Source organism: Pinisolibacter sp. DMC19, assembly GCF_056313985.1.
The window spans coordinates 890,049-905,133 of record NZ_JBQUZF010000001.1 but is presented as its reverse complement, the minus strand read 5'-3'; the positions used below and the strand labels follow the sequence as shown (position 1 = coordinate 905,133).

The 15,085-nt window shown below is 69.1% G+C and carries 16 protein-coding genes; 9 read left to right on the top strand and 7 right to left on the bottom strand.

From position 1 onward, the window contains the following. Positions 1-29 precede the first annotated feature (29 nt). Positions 30-1,016: an N-acetyl-D-Glu racemase DgcA gene (gene dgcA / locus ACT53U_RS04080; RefSeq protein ID WP_476152946.1), complete on the bottom strand. Its 987-nt coding sequence runs from the start codon at positions 1,014-1,016 to the stop codon at positions 30-32. Positions 1,017-1,018: 2 nt separating this feature from the next. Then, positions 1,019-2,032, bottom strand: a complete 1,014-nt coding sequence (gene dgcN, locus ACT53U_RS04075; protein WP_476152944.1) for an N-acetyltransferase DgcN — start codon at positions 2,030-2,032, stop codon at positions 1,019-1,021. A 220-nt stretch (positions 2,033-2,252) separates the two neighbouring features. On the opposite strand from dgcN, the gene ACT53U_RS04070 reads away from it, so the two are divergent. From ACT53U_RS04070 to msrP, 5 genes are all read left to right on the top strand, one after another. Further along, complete coding sequence (locus ACT53U_RS04070) at positions 2,253-3,416, top strand: ABC transporter permease (protein ID WP_476152943.1); 1,164 nt, start codon at positions 2,253-2,255, stop codon at positions 3,414-3,416. 2 nt (positions 3,417-3,418) lie between these two features. After that, the gene (locus ACT53U_RS04065) at positions 3,419-4,252 is read left to right on the top strand and encodes an ABC transporter ATP-binding protein (RefSeq protein WP_476152941.1); all 834 of its coding nucleotides are present in this window, start codon (positions 3,419-3,421) and stop codon (positions 4,250-4,252) included. A 1-nt stretch (position 4,253) separates the two neighbouring features. Continuing rightward, entirely contained in the window at positions 4,254-5,327 is a 1,074-nt protein-coding gene (locus tag ACT53U_RS04060; protein ID WP_476152939.1) for an MlaD family protein, read from the top strand. After that, on the top strand, positions 5,324-5,932 hold the full coding sequence (locus ACT53U_RS04055) for an ABC-type transport auxiliary lipoprotein family protein (protein WP_476152937.1): 609 nt from the start codon (positions 5,324-5,326) through the stop codon (positions 5,930-5,932). Before ACT53U_RS04060 ends, ACT53U_RS04055 begins: the two co-directional genes overlap by 4 nt. A gap of 103 nt (positions 5,933-6,035) precedes the next feature. Further along, complete coding sequence (msrP, locus tag ACT53U_RS04050; protein WP_476152936.1) at positions 6,036-6,992, top strand: protein-methionine-sulfoxide reductase catalytic subunit MsrP; 957 nt, start codon at positions 6,036-6,038, stop codon at positions 6,990-6,992. 37 nt (positions 6,993-7,029) lie between these two features. Here msrP and ACT53U_RS04045 read toward each other — a convergent pair whose 3' ends face one another. From ACT53U_RS04045 to ACT53U_RS04035, 3 genes are all read right to left on the bottom strand, one after another. After that, on the bottom strand, positions 7,030-7,920 hold the full coding sequence (locus tag ACT53U_RS04045) for a LysR family transcriptional regulator (protein ID WP_476152933.1): 891 nt from the start codon (positions 7,918-7,920) through the stop codon (positions 7,030-7,032). Between the two features lie 52 nt (positions 7,921-7,972). Continuing rightward, positions 7,973-8,920: a thioredoxin-disulfide reductase gene (gene trxB / locus ACT53U_RS04040; protein WP_476152932.1), complete on the bottom strand. Its 948-nt coding sequence runs from the start codon at positions 8,918-8,920 to the stop codon at positions 7,973-7,975. A gap of 89 nt (positions 8,921-9,009) precedes the next feature. Then, complete coding sequence (locus ACT53U_RS04035; protein ID WP_476152930.1) at positions 9,010-9,915, bottom strand: lysophospholipid acyltransferase family protein; 906 nt, start codon at positions 9,913-9,915, stop codon at positions 9,010-9,012. Positions 9,916-10,091: 176 nt separating this feature from the next. Here ACT53U_RS04035 and rfaD point away from each other — a divergent pair, with 176 nt between their 5' ends. The 4 genes from rfaD to ACT53U_RS04015 are packed head-to-tail and all read left to right on the top strand — an operon-like array spanning position 10,092 to position 13,775. After that, on the top strand, positions 10,092-11,036 hold the full coding sequence (gene rfaD, locus ACT53U_RS04030; RefSeq protein WP_476152928.1) for an ADP-glyceromanno-heptose 6-epimerase: 945 nt from the start codon (positions 10,092-10,094) through the stop codon (positions 11,034-11,036). After that, entirely contained in the window at positions 11,012-12,013 is a 1,002-nt protein-coding gene (waaF, locus tag ACT53U_RS04025) for a lipopolysaccharide heptosyltransferase II (RefSeq protein WP_476152926.1), read from the top strand. Before rfaD ends, waaF begins: the two co-directional genes overlap by 25 nt. Then, positions 12,010-13,029, top strand: a complete 1,020-nt coding sequence (gene waaC, locus ACT53U_RS04020; RefSeq protein ID WP_476152924.1) for a lipopolysaccharide heptosyltransferase I — start codon at positions 12,010-12,012, stop codon at positions 13,027-13,029. Before waaF ends, waaC begins: the two co-directional genes overlap by 4 nt. Next, the gene (locus tag ACT53U_RS04015; RefSeq protein WP_476152922.1) at positions 13,026-13,775 is read left to right on the top strand and encodes a glycosyltransferase family 2 protein; all 750 of its coding nucleotides are present in this window, start codon (positions 13,026-13,028) and stop codon (positions 13,773-13,775) included. The genes waaC and ACT53U_RS04015 overlap by 4 nt, the downstream gene beginning before the upstream one ends. A 183-nt stretch (positions 13,776-13,958) precedes the next feature. On the opposite strand, the gene ACT53U_RS04010 is transcribed toward ACT53U_RS04015, so the two are convergent. Then, on the bottom strand, positions 13,959-14,324 hold the full coding sequence (locus tag ACT53U_RS04010; protein WP_476152920.1) for a diacylglycerol kinase: 366 nt from the start codon (positions 14,322-14,324) through the stop codon (positions 13,959-13,961). 74 nt (positions 14,325-14,398) lie between these two features. Then, on the bottom strand, positions 14,399-14,872 hold the full coding sequence (greA, locus tag ACT53U_RS04005; protein ID WP_476137839.1) for a transcription elongation factor GreA: 474 nt from the start codon (positions 14,870-14,872) through the stop codon (positions 14,399-14,401). Positions 14,873-15,085 lie beyond the last annotated feature (213 nt).

The following is a 15,085-nucleotide window of genomic DNA, read 5'->3' as shown; positions in this document are numbered from 1 at the left end:
TCGACCTCGGGCGCGGAGCGCCCGGGGGCTCAGCCCCAGAGCGCCGACACGGGCGGGTAGACCAGCGAGCCCTCGTAGGTGAGGCCGCCGTCGCGGTCGCGGGCGAGGAGCAGCGGCCCGTCGAGATCGACGACGTCCGCCCCTTGCGCCAGCAGCACGGCCGGGGCCATCGCCAGCGACGAGCCGACCATGCAGCCGACCATCAGCTTGAATTTGCGCTCGCGCGCCGCCCGCACCAGCCGCAGTGCTTCGGTGAGGCCGCCGGTCTTGTCGAGCTTGACGTTGATCGCGGCGTAGCGTTTCGCCAGCGCGTCGAGGTCCTCGACGGTGTGGAGGCTCTCGTCGGCGCAGATCGGGATCGGGCTCGAAAGCCCCTCGAGCGCGTCGTCGGCGCCGGCCGGCAGCGGCTGTTCGATCAACTCGACGCCGGCCTTCACGGCGGCGGCGAGATTGGCGGGAAGCGTCGCCTCGCGCCAGGCCTCGTTGGCGTCGACCACCAGACGAGAGTTCGGTGCGCCCTCGCGGACGGCGGCGATGCGCTCGGGGTCGCCCTCGCCGCCGAGCTTGACCTTGAGCAGCGGTCGGGCGGAGGCGGTCTTCGCGGCATCACACATGCTCTCGGGCGTGCCGAGGCTCAGCGTGTAGCAGGTGACGAGTGGGCCGGGCTCGGGCAGCCCCGCCGCGACGCGGACGGGGATGCCGGAGCGCTTGGCCTCGTAGTCCCACAGCGCGCAGTCGAGCGCGTTGCGGGCGGCTCCGGCGGGCAGGAGCGCCTGGGCCTTCGCCCGGTCGAAACCGGGGGCGGCGACCGCGGCGGCGCATTTCTCCAGCTCGGCGACGACGCCCTCGACGGTCTCGCCGTAGCGGGCATAGGGCACGCATTCGGCGCGGCCGGTCGCGGTGCCGTCGCTCACCGTGGCGGTGACGACGACGGCCTCGGTGCGGCTGCCGCGCGAGATGGTGAAGGCGCCGGCGATCGGGAAGCGTTCGACGGCGACGGTCAGGGCGAGGGCCATGATCAGCCCGCGGGGAAGAGTTCGAGGAGACGATCGACGATCGGTCCGACGCCGAAGCGCACCGGGTCGGAGGCCGGCAGCGCATGGAGCCGGGCGGCCGATTCGCAGACGCTGCGGGCATCGGCGTCCGACAGGTGCTCGGTGTTGATGGCGATGCCGACCGGGCGGATGCCGGGGTTGGTCAGCTTGCCCATGGCGATGGTCGCCTCGATCACTTCGGAGATCGTCGGCAGCGGGTGTTCGACGCCGCGCATCTTCGAGCGGGTCGGCTCGTGGCAGATGACGAAGGCATCGGCCTGGGCGCCGTGCAAGAGGCCGAGCGACACGCCGGCGAAGCTCGGGTGGAAGAGCGAGCCCTGGCCCTCGATGACGTCCCAATGGTGGGGGTCGGCGGCCGGGGCGATCCATTCGACCGCGCCGGAGATGAAGTCGGCGACGACGGCGTCGATCGCCGCACCGCGGCCGGAGATGAAGACGCCGGTCTGGCCGGTGGCGCGGAAGTCGGCTGAAAGGCCGCGGGCGCGCATCTCGCGCTCGAGCGCGAGGGCGGTGTACTTCTTGCCGACCGAACAGTCGGTGCCGACGGTGAGGAGCCGCAGGCCGGGGCGCTTCGTGCCCTTGCCGGTGGCGAAACGCTCGGAGGTGTGGCGGACGTCGTGCAGCTTGCGGCCGGTCTTGGCGGCGGCCTCGGCGATCGCCGGGATCGAGGCGAGGCGGACATGCAGGCCGGTCGCGACGTCGAGGCCGGCCTCGAGGGCGGCGACGATGGTCGAGATCCAGTGCTCGGGCAGCACGCCGCCGGCGTTGACGACGCCGACCACCATGGTCTTCACGCCGGCCGCGACGGCCTGCGCCACGGTCATGTCCGGGATCTTGGCATCGGCGGCGCAGCCGGGCAGGCGTAACTGGCCGAGGCACCACTCGGGGCGCCAGTCGACGATGCCGAGCGCCGTCTTGGCGGCGAGCGCGTCGTGGACGTCACCGAGGAAGAGGAGATAGGGGCGGGCGATTTCCATGGACGATCTCCTCGCGATCGGCGTCGCATCCTGGTCACTCTACGGTGACAAAAGCTTCGCCGTGCTTGCGGACCCCGGTCTCGGGGCGGCACACTTCGACGTCGATTCATAAGTGGCCTCGACGCCGCCCGACAAGTCTCCTCGACGGGGGCGGGCCATGCGTCAGACGCCGAGGAGAGGGCCGATCGCCGACATGGGTCGCGATCCGCCGGGAGCGGGAATGAACGAGGCCTCGGCCGCCGACAGCTGGACGGGAACACTGCCGACGCTCGCCCTCGAGCCCGGTGCGGGGCGGCTCGTCGTGCGCCCGGCGGGCGACTGGACGATCCGCACGGTCGGCGCGATCGAGGCGGAGGTCGACGAGGCGGCGGCACATCTGGCGGCCGGGAGCGATGCGTTGCTGCTCGATCTCTCCGCCGTCGGACGACTCGATACCGCCGGCGCGCTGTTCTTCCACCGCATCGCCGAAGCGGTGCCGGACGAGCGGCGGACGATCGAGGGGCTCGACGCCACGCGGCGGGTGCTCTGCGACGAGGTGGCGCAGGCCGATCGCAAGCCGCCGCCGCCGGCGCTCGGGCCGGGGCCGGTGATCTGCGCGCTGACCGATCTCGGTCGGCTCGGCGTCTCCTTCTGGCGCGAGCTGCGCGAGGGGCTGACGTTGCTCGGCGGCATCGCCACGGTGATCGGGCGGACCGTCGTCGAGCCGCGGAGGATGCGTTTCATCCCCTTCGTGCATCAGGTCCAGCGCACGACGATCGACGCGCTGCCGATCATCGCGCTGATGAGCTTCCTGATCGGCTGCATCATCGCCCAACAGGGCGCCTTCTATTTCCGCCGCTTCGGCGCCGACATCTATGTCGTCGACATGGTCGGCGTGCTGACGCTGCGCGAGATCGCGGTGATCCTGACCGCGGTGATGGTGGCGGGCCGCTCCGGCTCGGCCTTCACCGCCGAACTCGGCTCGATGAAGATGCGCGAGGAGATCGACGCGCTGAAGGTCACCGGTCTCGATCCGGTCGAGGTCCTGGTGGTGCCGCGGGTGCTGGCGCTGATGCTGGCCCTGCCGATCCTGGTCTTCGTCGCCGATCTGGCGGCGATCTTCGGGGCGGCGATCGTCTGCAACGCCTATGCGGACATCCCGACAGCCACCTTCCTCAACCGGCTGCACGGCGCGGTCGGCTTCAAGACCTTCTTCGTCGGCGTCACCAAGGCGCCGTTCATGGCGATGATCATCGCCATGGTCAGCTGCCTCGAGGGGCTGCAGGTCGCCGGCAGCGCCGAATCGCTCGGCCGCCACACGACGATGGCGGTGGTGAAGTCGATCTTCATCGTCATCTTGGTCGACGGCATCTTCGCCATGTTCTACGCCTCGGTGGGGGTATGACCATGGCCGGAACCGGGCGCGACGAACCGATCATCCGCTGCCGCGGCGTGACCGTGGGCTTCGGCGACAAGCTGATCCTCGAGAATCTCGATCTCGACGTGAAGGCGGGCGAGATCCTCGGCTTCGTCGGCGGCTCGGGCACCGGCAAGTCGGTGCTGATGCGCACCATTCTCGGCCTCAACCGACGCCGTGCCGGCACGATCGAGGTGATGGGCCACGACCTCGACCGGGTCGAACCTTCGGTCAAGATGCAGGTGGAGCGCTCCTGGGGCGTCCTCTTCCAGCACGGCGCGCTGTTCTCCTCGCTCAACGTGCTGCAGAACGTCCAGGTGCCGATGCGCGAGCACATGCATCTGTCGCAGCGGACGATGGACGAGCTGGCAAGGCTGAAACTCGCGATGGTCGGCCTGCCGCCGGACGCGGCGGACAAACATCCGTCGGAATTGTCGGGCGGCATGATCAAGCGCGCGTCGCTCGCCCGCGCACTGGCGCTCGATCCGGCGATCGTCTTCCTCGACGAACCGACCTCGGGTCTCGACCCGATCGGCGCCGGCGATTTCGACGATCTGATCGCCAAACTGCGCGATACGCTGGGATTGACGGTCTTCATGGTGACCCACGACCTCGACAGTCTGCGGTCGGTGTGCGACCGAATAGCTGTGCTCGGGAATCGGCGCGTTCTCGTGGAGGGGCCGCTCTCGACCATGCTGACCTTCGACCATCCGTGGGTGAAGGCCTATTTCCGGGGTGCCCGGGCGCGCGGGATCGTCGATACGCCCGATGTGCATGACGGATTGGCGCACGGCACGGCCGAAGCGCCGGGGGGAACCGAGTGAGATGGAGACCAGGGCCAATCTCGTCGCCGTCGGCCTCTTCGTGCTCGCGTTGATCGCGGCGGGCTTCGGCTCGGCCTTCTGGCTGCTCAAGGGCTCGGATTCGACCGGGCGGGCCGGGATCACCGTGGTCTTCCCCGGCTCGGTCTCCGGCCTGGTCACCGGCGCCAACGTCACCTTCAACGGCATCAAGGTCGGCGAAGTGTCGCGGCTCTCCTTCTCGCCCGACGATCCGGAGCGGGTGGTGGCGCGCGTCACCGTCGACACGACGACGCCGATCAAGGTCGACAGCCACGTCTCGCTCGGCTACCAGGGCCTGACGGGCGCCTCCTTCGTGCAGATCTGGGGCGGTTCGGCGGCGGCCAAGGCGCTGTTGACGATACCCGACAACGACCGGGTGATGCTGGCCGAGCGCTCCTCGGTGCAGGACATCATGGAAGGTGCCCAGCGGGTGCTCGCCCGCGTCGACAGCGCGGTCGGCACCATCGACCAGCTGGTCAAGGACAACGCCAAGTCGGTCGAGACGACCACGCGGAACATCGAGGCCTTCTCCAACGTGCTCGCCGAGAACAAGGACGGCGTGCGCGACTTCATGGCCTCGGTCGGCAAGGCGGCGGACGTCCTGACGAAGATCTCCGCCCGCGCCGAGACGCTCGTCGCTCATGTCGACGACCTCGTCGTGTCGGTCGACAAGAAGAAGGTCTCATCGATCGTCGACCACGCCGACGCCACCATGGCGCGGCTCGACGAGGCCTCCAAGCGGGTCGACGGCATCCTCGCCAAGCTCGATGGGCTGGCGGGCTCCGACGAGGGCAAGGGGCTGGCGGTCAAGGCGACGGACTTCCTCACCGAGGCCAAGGAGGCCGCCAAGGCGATCCGCGAAGCGGCGACCGCCTTCCAGGGCAAGGCCGGCGACATCGGCGCCGGCGTGCGCGACCTGCGCGACCTCGTCTCCGACGGCCGCCGCGCCATCGGCACGATCGACCGGGCGGTGGGCAATCTCGATCGCGATCCCAAGCGGTTGATCTTCGGCGGTCCGGGGGGCAACGTGCCGGAGTATTCGGGGAATCGTCGATGAATTTCGTGGCGGGGGCAGACGGCATGGCGAAGACGGTGCGCTCGCTCGCGGGCGTCGCGCTGGCGGCCGTCGTGCTCGCCGGCTGCTCGGCGCTCGGCTCCTCGGCGCTCGACACCTACGACCTCACCGCGCCGACCGTCGCGGCCCGCGCCAAGGGCCGCACCCTTCAGGTTCTGGTGCCCGAGCCGGTGGTCGACCGCGCCTACGACACCGAACGGCTGCTCGTCCGGTCGAGCCCGACGGAGATCGCCTATTTCTCCGGCGTGCAATGGTCCGACCGCCTGCCGCGGCTGGTCCAGTCGCGCCTCGTGCAGACGCTCGAGCGCTCGGGCCGCTTCCGCGCCGCAGGACGACCGGGGCAGGGGCTCGCCATCGATCGCCAGCTGGTCGTCGACATCCGCGCCTTCGACTATCGCCCGAACGAGGGCAAGGTGGTGGTGGCGCTCGGGGTCAAGACGATGGACGACCGCAGCGGTCGCGTCCTCTCGACGATGGAACACGCGGCCGAGGAACCGGCAGGCGGCGATGCCAAGTCGGTCACCGCGGCCTTCGACGCGGCGCTCGGACGCGTGCTGACGGCGATCGTCACCGGCGCCGACGGTTGATGCGATCACGTCAATTCGATCGATCGTGATCGAGAAAATTGCAACGAATATGCGTCAATCTCCGTAGGACGTCGCGTGGGGGCGACATCCCGAGGAGAACGACATGCGCTTCCTGAAGCGACCGTGGGAACTGGGCGAGAACGACGTCACGCCCGAGACGCTCTTCGTCGAGCGGCGGAAACTGCTCGGCGGTGCGGCCGGCGCGCTGGCGGCGGGCCTCGTCGGCCTGCCGCGAATGGCGACGGCGGCGGTGCCGACGATCGAGAAGCTGCTGCCGGCCAAGGCCAACCCGGCCTTTCCGGCGACCGAGCAGATCACGCCGGAATTCGACGCGACCAATTACAACAATTTCTACGAGTTCGGCTTCGACAAGGCGATCCAGCCGGAGGCGTCGAAGCTCAAGGTGTCGCCCTGGGCGATCATCGTCGACGGACTGGTCGACAAGCCCTTCAAGATCGACATCGACGATCTCCTGAAGAAGGTGACGCTCGAGGAGCGGATCTATCGCCATCGCTGCGTCGAGACCTGGTCGGCGGTGGTGCCGTGGACCGGCTTCCCGCTCGCCGAACTCGTCGCCATGGCCTCGCCCAAGGCGGAGGCGAAGTTCCTCCAGATGGAGAGCTTCTCGGCGCCCGACGTCGCCCGCCAGCAGCGTGCGGCGCGCTATCCCTGGCCCTACACCGAGGGCCTGTCGATCGCCGAGGCGAAGAACGACATGGCCTTCCTGGCGGTCGGCATGTACGGCAAGCCGATCCCCAACCAGAACGGCGCGCCGATCCGGCTGGCGGTGCCGTGGAAGTACGGGTTCAAGGCGGTGAAGTCGATCGTCCGCTTCTCCTTCGTCGCCAAGCGGCCGCGCACCTTCTGGGAGGACCTGGGGCCGCAGGAATACGGCTTCTGGGCCAACATCAACCCCAAGGTCGCCCATCCGCGCTGGAGCCAGGCGACGGAACGCCGTCTCGGCACCAACGAGACGGTGCCGACGCTGCTCTACAACGGCTACGAGGCGCAGGTCGCCGAGCTCTACAAGGGGCTCGAGAAGGAACGGATCTTCTACTGAAGCGAAGGGCCGCGGCGATGATCGCCGCGGCCCTCGTTCAGAACGTCCAGCGTTCCGCCTTGGAGATCAGGAAGTCGCGGAAGACCTTGACGCGGGCGGTGTTCCGCATCTCCTCCGGATAGACGAAGTAGCAGTCGAAGGCCGGGACGTCGGCTTCCGGGATCAGCTGCACCAGATCCGAATTGGCGTCGATCAGATAGTCGGGCAGAAGCGCGACGCCGACGCCGCGCTGCACCGCGCGCTTGATCGCCAGCACCGAATTGATCTTCAGGCACGGCCGGCGCGGCGCGTTGAGCGGACGGCCGGCGGTCTCCAGCCAGTTCATGTCGCGCAGGTAGACCGGGGCCGACGAGCCGAAGGTGATGATGCGGTGGTTGTCGAGCTCCTCGATCGTCTCGGGGTTGCCGTGGCGCTTGAGATAGGTCGACGACGCGTAGAGATGATAGTGGATGGCGAAGAGCTTGCGCTGGATCAGGTCCGGCTGCACCGGCTGGCGCACGCGCAGCGCCACGTCGGCCTCGCGCATGGCGAGGTCGAGTTCCTGATCGTCGAGGATCAGTTCGAGTTCCACTTCCGGGTAGAGCTCGACGAACTCGTGGATGCGCGAGGTCAGCCACGAGGTGCCCAGCCCGACGGTCGTGGTGACGCGCAGCGTGCCGGTCGGCTTCTCGCGGGTCTCGACGAGGCGGGAGCGCGCCTGCTCGAGCTTCAGCATCACCTCGCGGGCGGTACGGAAGAGCAGCTCGCCCTGTTCGGTCAGGATCAGGCCGCGGGCGTGGCGGTGGAACAGCGGCACGCCGAGGTCGGTCTCGAGCGCCGAGACCTGACGGCTGACCGCCGACTGGCTCATCTCGAGGAACTCGCCCGCATGGGTGAAGGAACCCGCGTCGGCGGCGGCGTGAAAGATCCTCAGCTTGTCCCAATCCACGGCACTTCCCCCCAATTCTCGTCCCGTCCGGTCGGGCGTCTTCGACGCCTCCTCAGGCGCCGTGACCGGCCAGGTACTTTTCCGCCTCGAGAGCGGCCATGCAGCCCATACCGGCGGCGGTGACCGCCTGGCGATAGACGTCGTCGCAGACGTCGCCGGCGGCGAAGACGCCGGGGATCGTGGTCCGCGACGTGCCCGGTTCGACCCAGAGATAGCCCGAGGGTTTCAGCTTCAGCTGGCCCTCGAAGAGTTCGACCGCCGGCTTGTGGCCGATCGCCACGAAGAAGCCGTCGCAAGCGACGTCGCGCTTCGCGCCGGTCGTCACGTCCTGGATGCGGACGCCGGTGACCGACGGCGGAATGCCGGGGGTGCCGAGAACCTCGTCGACCGCGGCGTTCCAGATCACCTCGATCTTCGGATGCGCGAAGAGGCGCTGCTGCAGCACCTTCTCGGCGCGGAACGAATCGCGGCGATGGATGATCGTGACCTTCGAGGCGTGGTTGGTGAGGTAGAGCGCCTCTTCGACGGCCGAATTGCCGCCGCCGACGACCACCACTTCCTTGCCGCGGTAGAAGAAACCGTCGCAGGTGGCGCAGGCCGAGACGCCGAAGCCGCGGAACTTCTCCTCCGACGGGATGCCGAGCCACTTCGCCTGGGCGCCGGTGGCGATGATCAGCACGTCGCAGGTCCAGGCGGTGCCGCTGTCGGTCTCGAGCCGGAAGGGGCGAGACGAGAGATCGGCCTTGGTCACCGTGTCGGTGACGAATTCGGTGCCGCAGTGCTCGGCCTGGAGCCGCATCTGCTCGACCAGCCAGGGGCCCTGGATCGGTTCGGCGAAGCCCGGATAGTTCTCGACCTCGGTCGTGACGGTCAGCTGGCCGCCGATCTGGATGCCGGCGATCAGCACCGGTTCCAGCATGGCGCGGGCGGCATAGATGGCGGCGGTATAACCGGCCGGGCCGGAACCGATCACGAGAACACGGGCGTGACGAGAGGACATCGAATCTCCACCGGGAGCGAAGAAGGCAGGCATCCCGTCACATATAGTCCGAAAGGATGATAAACCCAAACCCCCGGATGAAAAAAGCTCTATGTTCCCCACCATTTGCGGTGCGCCCACATCCACTGGGCGGGGTATTCGCGAATCCAACGCTCGTAGACGTCGTGGATCGCCTGCGTCGTCGCCTGGATGTCGGCCTTCTGGTCGTCGCTGCGCGTGACGTCGATCTCGACCGCGTCGATCTCGAAACGGGCGCCGTCGCGGCGGATGGTGCGGGCGACGACGATCGGCAGGCCGAGCTTGCGGGCGAGCATCGCCGGGAAGGGATTGGCGTGGGCGTCGCGGCCGAAGAAGGAGACGGTGATGCGGGTGTCGTCGCGCAGGTCGCCGAGGACGGCGAGGGTGGCGCCCGACTTGGCGGCGCTCATCATCTTCAGCGCCACGGTGCGGTCGAGCGGCATCAGCCCGTCGCCGTAGAGGGCGCGGCGGCGTTCGACCAGCCAGCGCTCGACCGCCGGGTTGCGCAGCGGCTTGTAGACGGCGCGCAGGTCGACGCCGGCGCGGGCGAGCGGCACCGAGACGACCTCCCAGTTGCCGGCGTGCAGCGACACGAAGAAGGCGCCGTGGAGGGCCTTGTCGATGATGCCGTCGTGATCGGTCCAGGCGACGCGCTCGGGCTCGGCGAGGAGCTGCGGCAGCAGGATGGTCTCGGCGGCGGTGCGGCCGAGGTTCTCCCACATGTCGCCGAGCACTTCGCGCCGCTTGTCGGCGCTCCAGTCGGGGAAGGCCATCGCCAGATGGCGGTCGGCGCGGGCGTGGCGGGAATTGAGCGGGGCGAAGAGGCGCCAGGCGCGACCCATCAGCGCGGAGGCGCGGTCGACCCCGAGGCGGCCGAGCAACCAGGCGATCGCCACCAGCGCGCCGTGCTGCAGCGCGTGGGAGAGACGGCGGCGACCGTCGCGGTCGAAGAGGTCGGCGAAGACGTTGGTCGTCATGGCACTCGCGGATTTCGGGCGCGGGCGCGCCGCGGATGGCGGAATACTCCAGGAACGACGCGCCGACAAGGCGAGGGGTTTTCCGGCTCTCGCGCGCCGCGGTGGACCTCGTGGCCGGGCTCGTCTAGAGAGGGAGCGAAATGCGAGGGCGCGATGCCCCTTCCCGGAGAGGTCCGATGATCGTGGTGACGGGCGGAGCCGGAATGATCGGCTCCAATCTGGTGATGGCCTTGAACGCGGAAGGCCGCGACGACATCCTCGTCGTCGACGATCTGACCGACGGCACCAAGTTCGTCAATCTCGTCGAAGCCGACATCGCCGACTATCAGGACAAGGACACGTTCCTCGCCCGCATCCTCGCCGACGAGGACATGGGCATCGAGGTGATCTTCCATCAGGGCGCCTGCTCGGCCACCACCGAGTGGAACGGCAAGTTCGTGATGGAGGTCAACTACGCCTATTCCCAGGCGCTGTTCCTCTACTGCCAGAAGCGCAGGATCCCCTTCCTCTACGCCTCGTCCGCCGCGACCTACGGCGGCGGTTCGGTCTTCCGCGAGGAGCGCGAGTTCGAGGCGCCGCTCAACGTCTACGGCTGGTCGAAGAAGCTCTTCGACGACTGGGTCCGTCGGCGCTGGGACCGCCTCGAGGCGCCCGTCGTGGGCCTGCGCTACTTCAACGTCTACGGGCCGCGCGAGGGCCACAAGGGATCGATGGCCTCGGTCGCCTTCCACCTCTTCAACCAGGTGAAGCGCGGCGAGAACCCCAAGCTCTTCGGCGCCCACGACGGCTACGGTCCGGGCGAGCAGAGCCGCGACTTCGTCCATGTCGAGGACGTGGCGGCCGTCAACCTGTGGGCCTGGCACGCCGGCGCCTCGGGCATCTTCAACTGCGGCACCGGCCGGTCGCAGCCCTTCCGCACGGTGGCCGAGGGCGTCATCGAGGGGCTCGGGCAGGGCGCGATCGAATACATCGACTTCCCCGACCATCTGAAGGGGCGTTACCAGAGCTTCACTGAGGCCGACATCTCGAAGCTCAGAGGGGCCGGCTACAACGGTGCGTTCCGCGACGTGGAGACCGGCGTTCGGGAGTATGTGGCATGGCTCGCCGCCAGATCCTCGTGATCGGCCCGCGCTGGGTCGGCGACATGGTCATGGCCCAGTGCCTGTTCACGGCGCTGAAGCAGCGCGATCCGGACTGCGACATCGACGTCGTGGCGCCGACCTGGGCGACGCCGCTGCTCGACCGCATGCCGGAAGTGCGCACCCGCATCGACGCACCCTTCAAGCCGAAGGAATTCGGTCTCGGCGTGCGCTGGCGGCTGGGGCGTTCGCTCTCGGGCCTCTACGACGAGGCCTATGTCCTGCCGGGGTCGTGGAAGTCGGCGCTGGTGCCGTTCTTCGCGCGCATCCGCTACCGGGTCGGCTATCGCAAGGAGATGCGATACGGCCTGCTCAACTGCATGCCGGACCTGCCCAAGGCGATCAAACGCAAGACGGCGGAGACCTATTTCCGCCTCTCCGGCGTCGACGGGCCGCGCCCGGTGCCGAAGCTGACGGTCGACGAGGCCAACCGCGACCGGCTCTTCGCCGAACACGGGCTGGCGGCGGGAGCCTACGTCGCCTTCATGCCCGGCGCCGAATACGGCCCGGCCAAGCGGTGGCCGTCGCGCCACTATGCGGCGCTGGCGCGCGAGCGGATGGAAAAGGGCGACCGCGTCGTGCTGCTCGGCAGCCCGAAGGATGCCGAAGTCGGCGCCGAGATCGTTTCCCTCGCCCCCGGGGTGATCGACCTCACCGGCAAGACCCGGCTCGAGGACGCGATCGACATCCTCTCGGCGGCGCGTTTCGCGGTCTGCAACGACAGTGGCCTGATGCATGTCGCCGCCGCGGTCGGGACGCCGGTCGTCGCGGTCTATGGTTCGACCTCGGCGGAGAACACGCCGCCGCTCTCCGATCGCGCCGAGATCGTGTCGTTGAAGCTTCCCTGCTCGCCCTGCCACCAGAAGATCTGCCCGCTCGGCCATCTCGACTGTCTCGAAAAGCTCGAGCCGCCGGCGGTCGCCGCCGCGGCCGAACGGGTGTCGGGGGCGGGCGCATGAAGGTGCTGCTGGTCAAGACCTCGTCGATGGGCGACGTCATCCACACCTTCGCGGCGGTGACGGACGCGCTCGCGGCGCTGCCGGATCTGACGATCGACTGGCTGGTCGAGGAGGGCTTCGCCGACATCGCGCGGCTGCATCCGGGCGTGCGCCGGGTGGTGCCGGTGGCGGTCCGACGCTGGCGCAAGGCGCTGCTCGCCGCCCAGACGCGGGCCGAGATCGGCGCGGTGAAGAACCTGCTGCGGCACGAGACCTACGACGTCGTCCTCGACGCGCAGGGCCTCGTCAAGAGCGCCTGGCTCGCCCGTTTCGCCCGGCGGCCGATCGAGGGGTTCGACGGCAGTTCGGCGCGCGAATGGCCGGCGAGCCTGGTCTATGCCCGGGCGCATCCGGTTTCCCGCGAGGCACATGCGGTGGAGCGCACCCGGCGGCTCTTCGGCGCGGTGCTCGGCTATGAACCCGATCTTGCGCATTTCGCCTCCGGCCTCGAGCGGGCGGGGGAGGGCAGTGCGGACGTCTTCCTGCTGCACGGCACGACCTGGGCGACCAAGCGCTGGCCGACGGTGCACTGGATCGAGCTCGCCCGCCTCCTCGTCGCCCGCGGTCTGACGCCGGTCGTCACCCAGGCGGACGCGGCGGAGGAAGTGGTCGCGACGGCGATCGCGGCGGCGGTCCCGGGCGTCGTGCATCTGGCGAAGACCAAACTCGGCGTGCTCGCCGAACGCATCGCCGCGGCGCGGGCGGTGGTCGGCGTCGACACCGGGCTGACGCATCTCTCCGCCGCCTTCGGCGTGCCGACGGTGGCGCTCTTCTCCTCGACGGCGCCGGGGCTGACCGGTCCGGTCGGGCAGGCGACGGACGTCGTCGCCAGCACCGCCGACTGCGCCCCCTGCCGCGCACGCACCTGCCGCATCACGCCGGGCGCCGCGGTGCTGCCTTGTCACGACACGATGCGGCCGGCCCGCGTCGTCGAGACGCTCGACCGGCTGATCGCCGCGAGAAAGGTCGCCCCATGAGCGCCGAACCGCGGCTTTCCGCCATCCTGATCACCAGGAACGAGGCTTCGGATCTGCCCGATTGCCTCGCCTCGCTCGCCTTCTGCGACGAGATCGTGGTGGTCGACAGCGGGTCGACCGACGAAACGGTCGAGATCGCGCGTGCCGCCGGCGCGGTGGTGATCGAGACCGCGGACTGGCCCGGTTTCGGGCCGCAGAAGCAGCGGGCGCTGGAGCGTGCCACCGGCGACTTCGTGCTCTCCATCGATGCCGACGAGCGCATTCCGGAAGGTCTCGCGAGCGAGATCCGCGCGGCGATCGGCGGCGGCGGCGTCCATGGCTGGCGGATCAACCGGCGTTCGAGCTTCCTCGGACGGTTCCTCATGCACGGCGGTTGGTACCCCGACCGGATCCTGCGGCTCGCCCGGCGCGACGTCGCCCGCTTCACCCCCGACCGGGTGCACGAGCGGATGGAGGTCGCGGGCGCGGTCGGCGATCTCGCCGCCGACATGATCCACCATTCCTACCGCTCGATCGACGAGGTGCTCGACAAGGGCCGGCGCTATGCGCTGGCGTCGGCCGCCGAGCGTCGCGCGCGGGGGAAGACGGGCGGGCTCGCCTCGGCGATCGGCCGCGGGCTCTGGGCCTTCGTCAGGCACTACCTGTTGAAGCAGGGCTTTCGCGACGGGACGCACGGCTTCGTCGCCGCGCTCGCCAAGGCGCAGGAGACCTTCTGGCGCTGGCTGGCGGTCGGCTGGGAGAAGTGACGCGGTCTCGGGTGTGGAGTCGGCGTCCGTGCGCGATGCTTCGAGACGCGGGTCTTCGACCCGCTCCTCAGCATGAGGCGCTTTTCATATTCGATACAAACACATACGCCTCATGCTGAGGAGCGCCGAAGGCGCATCTCGAAGCATCGCGCACCAAGGCACGGCCCGGCGCGCCCCGCTGCCTCACAGCAGCACGAGGGCCCAGACCGCGGCGGCGAGGACGAAGGACATCAGCACGGCGAGCGAGCCGAGGTCCTTGGCCATGCGGACGTTGTGGTTCTCTTCCGCCGTGACGGCGTCGCAGGCGCGTTCGATCGCGGTGTTGGCGATCTCGACCACCAGGATCAGGATGAGGACGCCGACCAGCAACGCACGCTCGACGCGGCCGTGGCCGAGCCACAGGGCGAGCGGCGTCGCCGCGACGACGAGAGCCAGTTCCTGGACGAAGGCGGGTTCGGCGAGCGCCCAGCGCAGGCCGGCCATGGAATTGCGCGCCGCCGCGAGGATGCGGCTCGGGCCGAGACTGCGGTCGGGCTCGTGAAAGGCCATGGAGAGCATCCGGCGGGCAGGGAGAGCGCGGGCGGCAGGGCCGGGCGCGCGGGACGCGCGCCCGTGGGCAGGGATCAGGCGAAACGGACGCCGATGATCTCGTAGGAGCGGGCGCCGCCGGGGGCCATGACCTCGACGGTGTCGCCGACGTCCTTGCCGATCAGCGCGCGGGCGATCGGCGAGGAGATCGAGATCTTGCCCTGCTTCACGTCGGCCTCCATGTCGCCGACGATCTGGTACTTCTTCTCTTCCTCGGTGTCCTCGTCGACGAGGGTGACCGTGGCGCCGAACTTGACCTTGGTGCCGGTGAGCTTGGCGACGTCGATGATCTCGGCGCGGCCGAGCTTGTCCTCGAGCTCCGCGATGCGGCCCTCGTTGAGGCTCTGCTGCTCCTTGGCGGAGTGATACTCGGCGTTCTCCGAAAGGTCGCCGTGGGCGCGCGCTTCCGAAATCGCCTGGATGATGCGCGGGCGCTCGACCTGCTGACGGTGCTTCAGCTCGGTCTCGAGAGCGGCATGGCCGCCCGCGGTCATCGGGATCTTCTCCATCGTCTCGGACTTCCTCGTTCGCGTTTCTCGGGCGTTCACGATACGGAGCAGCCGGCCTCGGGCACGGGCGCTCACAAAAGAAAAGCGCGAGCCCCTCGCGGAGCCCGCAACTTCAAACGAAAACGCAACGCGATCATAACCGCGCGAACGTCTCGCTTCAAGCACCGCACCGGCGGCCGATGGCCGGGTTCCCCGCGACTTTTCGGCTAGGTG